Here is a 6,646-nt window from a genome sequence, read left to right as displayed (position 1 = left end):
TACTTTAATTAAATAAAAGAATTGCTGGTTTTTTACCTTATTATATATCTGTTTAATTTTCAAAGACCAATTTGTTTACTGTCGTCTGACAGCTTTTATATCTTATCATTTAATTTTTACTCTGTCAATACTTTTTTATAAGTAATTTCGAGTTGATTAAGCTCGCAGTGTAAAATTAAATTAGTTTGTCGATATTAGTTTGTCGATTTATTTTTGCGACGTTATTTATAATATCACAGATTGACTTATATGAAGATGCCGAATTTGTTAATTTAATTAACTATGTTTAGATTTCTTAAAAAAACTACTGATATCTTTATATTTCATGTACCGATACACTAGGCAAGGTATCAACATAATGACTGAAAATATGAAAAGTTCACATTAATGATAGTGTTATTACTTCTTTTGAGATCTTATTAATAATTCTATTCTTTCTCTAATCTTATTTGGAAGTTTTTTATCTAATGCTCTATTAATAAGATGAGTTTCTTTTATTCCATTAGATAATAGATATTTTTCAATTATCTTAACTTTTTTTTCTCTATCAGGCATAAGTTGATATAGGACATACCAATCTTCCAAAGATGTTAGGGGTATTTCTACACCATTAGCTTTCATTGAATATGTAACAGCTTTCTTATCAAAGCTATATTCATATGTGCCTTCATTAAAATTAATTGCAAAGCCTGCCATAACGTCCACATCGATACCATTTACAATATATTCATAAAAGTACTTTGTGGAATATATTGTTGATTCTCCATCTTTCAATGGCTTCTTCATGCCAACTCCTTTTAATATTTCATCTGCTTTTTTAATATCATTAATATCTACTAATATATCTATATCATTAGGCTTTTCCACTAATCCATAATTAGTTAAAACTATAGACGCTCCTACTGCCCATAAGATTCCTGCATTATTAAGCTTCTCACCTATATAACTTAAAGTTTCTAACATAAATATTTTTTCCTTTCTATAATAATTACAAATAAACTATAAATGCTAATCCCTATTTAATTTCTGTACATTATAAGTATTATATAAATTTTTATTATCTTTAAAAAATAAAAGCAATCTCAATTGAGATTGCTTAGATTTTCTTATGCTTCTTCAAATTGATCCTTACCTACACCGCAAAGTGGGCAAACCCAATCTTCAGGTACATTCTCCCATGAAGTTCCTGGATTAACTCCGTTATCTGGATCACCTAACTCTGGATCATATATATATCCACAAGCTAAACATACATATTTTTTCATTTATATTCCTCCTTAAATAATAATTATTTCCTAATTTTTATTATATCTTACCAAATTATATGTAAAATGTAAAGTGAAAAAAGAGAAATTATTTAGGTTTTTATCATGTTTATTATGTCCTAATAGCTAAATACATTATTCCAGTATTACAAAAATTTTTCTAAAACCATTCCTCTACGGTTTTTAAAATTTTAAAGTTAGTAAGATCATAATGAAGAGGTGTCAAAGTTATATAGCCTTCTTTGAAATAATAAACATCTGTATCTTTTTCTGAGCCTTCTTTTATATCTCCAACTATTTCATAGATCATCTCTCCTTCACTGTCCTCTTTTTCTAAATAAACATTATTATAAGTTCTGCTGCCTATTTTGCATACTTTTATGCCTTTTATCTCCTCTTCCGGAAGCATTGGAATATTAATATTTAAAACCACATCATCCTTAACAGCTTTGTCTTTTAAATTTACAAGTACACTTTCTACGGTTTTTGCTGCTACATCATAGTTTTCCTTATCCCCTATAAATTCAGAAGAAATTGCTATGGAAGGAACATTATATACTGCGGCCTCAATTGCTGCTGATACTGTGCCCGAATATATAACGTCTGTACCCAGGTTAACACCTTTATTTATACCTGAAACAACCATGTCAATTTTGCCCTTTAGAAGTTTATCTAGAGCAAACTTTACACAATCTGCTGGAGTTCCATCTAAGCTATAGGCCTTTGAATTAAAATTACTAAGCTTAACTTCTTTTAATATTAGGGGTCTTGTTAAGGTTATTGAATGTCCGCAGGCACTTCTTTGATTATCTGGAGCTACAATTGTAACTTCATGATTCTTTTCTAATTTCTTTGCTAAAATATATATTCCCTCTGCATTTATTCCATCGTCGTTAGTTATAAGTAGTCTCATAAGTCCACCATCCTTAAATAAAATTCATAAATAATCTTTGTATATAATATAGTATAACAAATTAACATATTTAAATAGTAATTTAATTGACTAGCTACTAAGATACAGGTACACTGTAATTATAGAACATTCACAATATTTGTATTTTATTTGAAGGATTAATACTTAAAAATTGCAACATTATTATTTTAAGCCTTTAAATTTTAAAAGGCAGAACATATTTAGTTCTGCCTTTTCTCATAGTCATCTTAACTAAGGCAGAGGTGTTACAACTATGAAATTTAATAAGCCCAGAAGAAAACTTAAAGTAAATTTAAATAAAATACCGCATTTAAAAAATTATAATATTTTCGGTAGCCATATTACGGTGCTGCATGGAATTCATGGAACTAGATTTACCTTATGGGCTCCCCATGCTATAGCAGTAAGTGTTGTAGGAAGCTTTAATAATTGGTGCGGCAAAGAGCATATAATGAAGCTGAAGAAACAGCTTAATATATGGACCTTATTTATTCCATATATTAAGGCTAATGAGATTTATAAATATGAAATAACAACAACATCAGGAAAAAAACTACTTAAAGCAGACCCTTATGCCTATTGTTCAGAGCTTAGACCGAATACTGCCTCATTAGTTACTGATTTAACCTCCTTTAACTGGGGGGATAGTCCTTGGCTTATTAAGAGAAGGGAAAATTCCATTTACAATAATCCCTTAAACATTTATGAGCTTCATATAGGCTCTTGGAAAAAGAAAAATGATAGTTTTATGAATTATAGAGAAATTGCAGATAAACTTTTGGAATATATTATGCAAATGGGTTATACACATATAGAGCTATTACCTATTACAGAGCATCCCTTAGACGCTTCCTGGGGATACCAAAGTACGGGTTACTTCTCTGTTACAAGTAGGTATGGAGCTCCAGAGGATTTTATGTATTTTGTAAATAAATTTCATGAGCATAACATCGGTGTTATCCTAGACTGGGTTCCTGGGCACTTCTGCAAGGATGCCCATGGTTTATATAATTTTGATGGCTTCCCCCTATATGAATATAAAAACCCTCTACTAGGTGAAAATGATTGGGGTACAGCAAATTTTGATTTAGGCAAAAGTAAGGTAAGACAATTTCTAATATCAAATGCTCTATTTTTGTTTGATATATACCATATAGATGGCATAAGAGTAGATGCAGTAGCAAATATGCTTTATATGAATTATGGCAAAAGCGATAAAAGTAACCTTACAAATAAATATGGAGGAAGCGAGAACCTAGAGTCCATAGATTTTTTAAAGAAATTAAACTCAACAATTTTTAGCCATTTTCCTAATGTGCTGATGATAGCTGAGGATTCTAGCACCTTTCCTGCAGTTACAGCACCTGTATACTTAGGAGGCCTTGGCTTTAATTACAAATGGAATATGGGCTGGATGAATGACATGCTGAAATATATGCAGATGAACCCAGTATATAGAAAGTATCATCATAATTTAATAACTTTCTCACTTATGTATGCCTTTAGCGAAAATTTTATACTTCCGCTTTCTCACGATGAGGTTGTGCATGGTAAAAAGTCTCTTTTAAATAAAATGCCAGGTGACTATTCAGAGAAGTTTTCCAACCTAAGACTCTTTTATGGTTATATGATGTGCCACCCAGGAAAAAAGCTTCTATTTATGGGCGGAGAATTTGGTCAATTTATTGAATGGAGATTTGCAGAGGAACTTGATTGGCTACTGCTAAGTTATCCAATGCATAAGGCACTTCGAGCCTACGTTAAAGACTTAAACTTTTTATATATTAAAGAACCCTCTCTTTGGGAAAAAGATCACAATAATGAAGGCTTTAAATGGATCGATCATCAAAATGCTGATCAGAGTATTATTTCATTTATGAGGTCTGGAATTAATAAAAATGACTTTTTAATTATTATATGTAATTTTACACCGGTTTCCTATACTAATTACAAGGTTGGTGCTCCAGTTTTTACCCATTATAAAGAAGTATTTAACAGTGATAGTGACTTATATGGTGGCACAAATAAAACAAATGAAACATTCATAAGACCTTGGCCTGAGAATTGGCATAGCGAACCTTATCACATAAAGCTTACAATTCCACCATTGTCATTAATTATAATAAAACCTTCATATAATTATAAATTAGAAAGGAGCATAGAAAATGCAGAAGAAAGAAATGATAGCAATGATACTAGCTGGGGGACAAGGCAGTAGACTGGGCATTCTTACCAAAGGCATTGCAAAGCCGGCGGTGCCTTATGGTGGAAAATACAGAATAATTGATTTTCCACTAAGCAACTGTTCAAACTCTGGAATAGATACCGTTGGTGTTTTAACACAGTATCAACCTTTTGTTCTTAACTCTCATATAGGAATCGGCACCCCTTGGGATCTTGACAGAAATAACGGTGGTGTTAGTATACTTCCTCCTTACATGAGGGAAACCGGCGGCGACTGGTATAAGGGTACAGCAAATGCAATATATCAAAATATGAATTTTATAGATAATTACAATCCTGAATATGTACTTATTCTTTCTGGTGATCACATTTATAAAATGGATTATTCTAATATGCTGGATTTTCATAAGGAAAATAATGCAGATGCAACTATAGCAGTTATGGAAGTTCCTTACGAGGAAACCCATAGATTTGGAATTATGAATACAAAGGAAAACCTTGAAATATATGAGTTTGAAGAAAAACCCAAAAAGGCAAAAAGTAATCTTGCTTCCATGGGTATTTACATATTTAACTGGGAAACCTTGGGACAATTTTTAATTAAAGATGAAGCTGATAAGACTTCAAGTAATGATTTTGGAAAAAACATTATACCAAAGATGCTTGAGGCTAATAAAAGAATGTTTGCTTATCCCTTTAAAGGCTATTGGAAGGATGTAGGCACTATTGAAAGCTTATGGCAGGCTAATATGGATTTATTAGATGATAATAACGAATTAAATATCCACGACCACAGCTGGAAAATTTATTCAGTAAATGCCTCACTTCCACCTCAGTTTATAGGTGAAAATGCAGTTATTAGCAATTCCTTAATTACTGACGGCTGCAAGGTCTTTGGTGAAGTTAAAAACTCTGTGATTTTCCCAGGAGTAACAGTTGGCAAAAACTGCACAATATTAGACTCCGTAGTTATGTCTAATACAAAGATAAAGGATAATTCAGTAATTACAAAATCAATTATTGGTGGTGACGTTATTATAGAGGAAAATACTATTCTTGGTGATGGAAATTCAATAAAGGTGGTTGGTGAAGGACAAGTTATAGATGCAGATTCAAAACTTTAATAGGGAGGAGAATTAAGATGCTTAAGGATTACATGGGTATTATACTGTTAAATGAAGATGAAGATAACATAAGAAGACTTACTAAAAATAGGCCTCTTGCCTCTATACCCTTTGGAGGCAGATACAGAATTATAGATTTTGTGCTTTCTAATTTAGTTAACTCAGGCATGAGTAACATTGGAATATTTACAGATGGCAAGACACGCTCCCTTATGGATCATTTAGGTTCAGGGAAGCCTTGGGACCTTGCAAGAAAAATAAACGGTCTATTTATTTTTAACTTCAGCTACTCAGGAAAATACATTAATGAAATAGAAACTCTTAAAAATAATATAGAATATCTTTATAAAAGCAAAGAAAAGTATGTAATTATATCCTCCTCCTATATGGTATGTAATATTGACTATAAATCTGCAGCAGCCTTCCATGAAAAGTCTGGGGCAGATGTAACCATAATCTATAAAAATGTTTATAGTGATGAAACCAGTTTTATAAACTGTGATGTATTAAATCTTGAAGGCGATAAAGTATTAACAGTAGGTAAGAATATAGGTACAGATGATCAAAACAATATATCTATGGATATGTTTATAATGAAAAAGGAAGTATTAATAAAATTACTTCTTAGATGTATTAAAACTGGCCATTATAATTCTATAAAAGAAGCAATTTATGAAAAAATGGGTAAATTAAACGTAAATGCTTATAGCTTTAATGGTTATCTAAGTTGTATAAATTCAATTAAAGCTTACTATAAAACCAATATGGATTTATTAGATTTAGATATAAGCAGTGAACTATTTTCTGAGAATGGAACAATATTTACTAAAACCCAGGATGAACCTCCTACAAAATATACCGAAACTTCTAAAGCAGAAAATTCTTTAGTGGCAAACGGCTGTGTTATTGAAGGTAAGGTAAAAAATAGTATTATTTTTAGAAGAGTAAATATACATAAAGATGTAGAAATTGAAAACTGCATTATAATGCAAAACTGTGTAATTAAATCAGGAGCTAAGCTAACTAATATAGTTATAGATAAAGGCATTGTTATAGAAGAAGGAAAAGAACTTAAAGGTGATAAAGATATTCCCTTAGTTGTAGAAAGAAAATCTAAATTTAAATAAAAATGTGAGGTG

6 protein-coding genes are annotated in these 6,646 nt (G+C 30.9%); 3 read left to right on the top strand and 3 right to left on the bottom strand.

Going from position 1 to position 6,646, the window contains the following annotated elements; translation table 11 throughout:
• Positions 1-399: 399 nt before the first annotated feature.
• The 3 genes from ACJDUG_RS16180 to surE all read right to left on the bottom strand — a co-directional run bounded on the left by ACJDUG_RS16180 (position 400) and on the right by surE (position 2,178).
• On the bottom strand, positions 400-963 hold the full coding sequence (locus ACJDUG_RS16180) for a nucleotidyltransferase family protein (RefSeq protein ID WP_406770909.1): 564 nt from the start codon (positions 961-963) through the stop codon (positions 400-402).
• Between the two features lie 143 nt (positions 964-1,106).
• The gene (gene rd / locus ACJDUG_RS16175; protein WP_406770908.1) at positions 1,107-1,265 is read right to left on the bottom strand and encodes a rubredoxin; all 159 of its coding nucleotides are present in this window, start codon (positions 1,263-1,265) and stop codon (positions 1,107-1,109) included.
• A gap of 160 nt (positions 1,266-1,425) precedes the next feature.
• Positions 1,426-2,178 carry a 5'/3'-nucleotidase SurE gene (gene surE, locus ACJDUG_RS16170; RefSeq protein WP_406770907.1) on the bottom strand — a complete coding sequence of 251 codons (753 nt, stop codon included), beginning with the start codon at positions 2,176-2,178 and terminating at the stop codon, positions 1,426-1,428.
• Positions 2,179-2,452: 274 nt separating this feature from the next.
• Between surE and glgB the strand changes: the two genes are divergently transcribed.
• The 3 genes from glgB to glgD are packed head-to-tail and all read left to right on the top strand — an operon-like array spanning position 2,453 to position 6,634.
• On the top strand, positions 2,453-4,417 hold the full coding sequence (glgB, locus tag ACJDUG_RS16165) for a 1,4-alpha-glucan branching protein GlgB (protein ID WP_406770906.1): 1,965 nt from the start codon (positions 2,453-2,455) through the stop codon (positions 4,415-4,417).
• Complete coding sequence (locus ACJDUG_RS16160) at positions 4,365-5,507, top strand: glucose-1-phosphate adenylyltransferase (protein WP_406770905.1); 1,143 nt, start codon at positions 4,365-4,367, stop codon at positions 5,505-5,507. The genes glgB and ACJDUG_RS16160 overlap by 53 nt, the downstream gene beginning before the upstream one ends.
• 17 nt (positions 5,508-5,524) lie before the next feature.
• On the top strand, positions 5,525-6,634 hold the full coding sequence (gene glgD, locus ACJDUG_RS16155; protein WP_406770904.1) for a glucose-1-phosphate adenylyltransferase subunit GlgD: 1,110 nt from the start codon (positions 5,525-5,527) through the stop codon (positions 6,632-6,634).
• The last annotated feature ends 12 nt before the right edge of the window (positions 6,635-6,646 follow it).

The organism is Candidatus Clostridium stratigraminis (genome assembly GCF_045310675.1).
Taxonomy (GTDB): Bacteria; Bacillota; Clostridia; order Clostridiales; family Clostridiaceae; genus Clostridium_AT; species Clostridium_AT stratigraminis.
This window is presented reverse-complemented; position numbering and strand designations above follow the sequence as displayed.

Excerpts from the sequence above, each read along its gene's own strand:
- ACJDUG_RS16180 (WP_406770909.1), bottom strand. The coding sequence starts at position 963 with ATGTTAGAAACTTTAAGTTATATAGGTGAGAAGCTTAATAATGCAGGA.
- rd (WP_406770908.1), bottom strand. The coding sequence starts at position 1,265 with ATGAAAAAATATGTATGTTTAGCTTGTGGATATATATATGATCCAGAG.
- surE (WP_406770907.1), bottom strand. The coding sequence starts at position 2,178 with ATGAGACTACTTATAACTAACGACGATGGAATAAATGCAGAGGGAATA.
- glgB (WP_406770906.1), top strand. The coding sequence starts at position 2,453 with ATGAAATTTAATAAGCCCAGAAGAAAACTTAAAGTAAATTTAAATAAA.
- ACJDUG_RS16160 (WP_406770905.1), top strand. The coding sequence starts at position 4,365 with ATGCAGAAGAAAGAAATGATAGCAATGATACTAGCTGGGGGACAAGGC.
- glgD (WP_406770904.1), top strand. The coding sequence starts at position 5,525 with ATGCTTAAGGATTACATGGGTATTATACTGTTAAATGAAGATGAAGAT.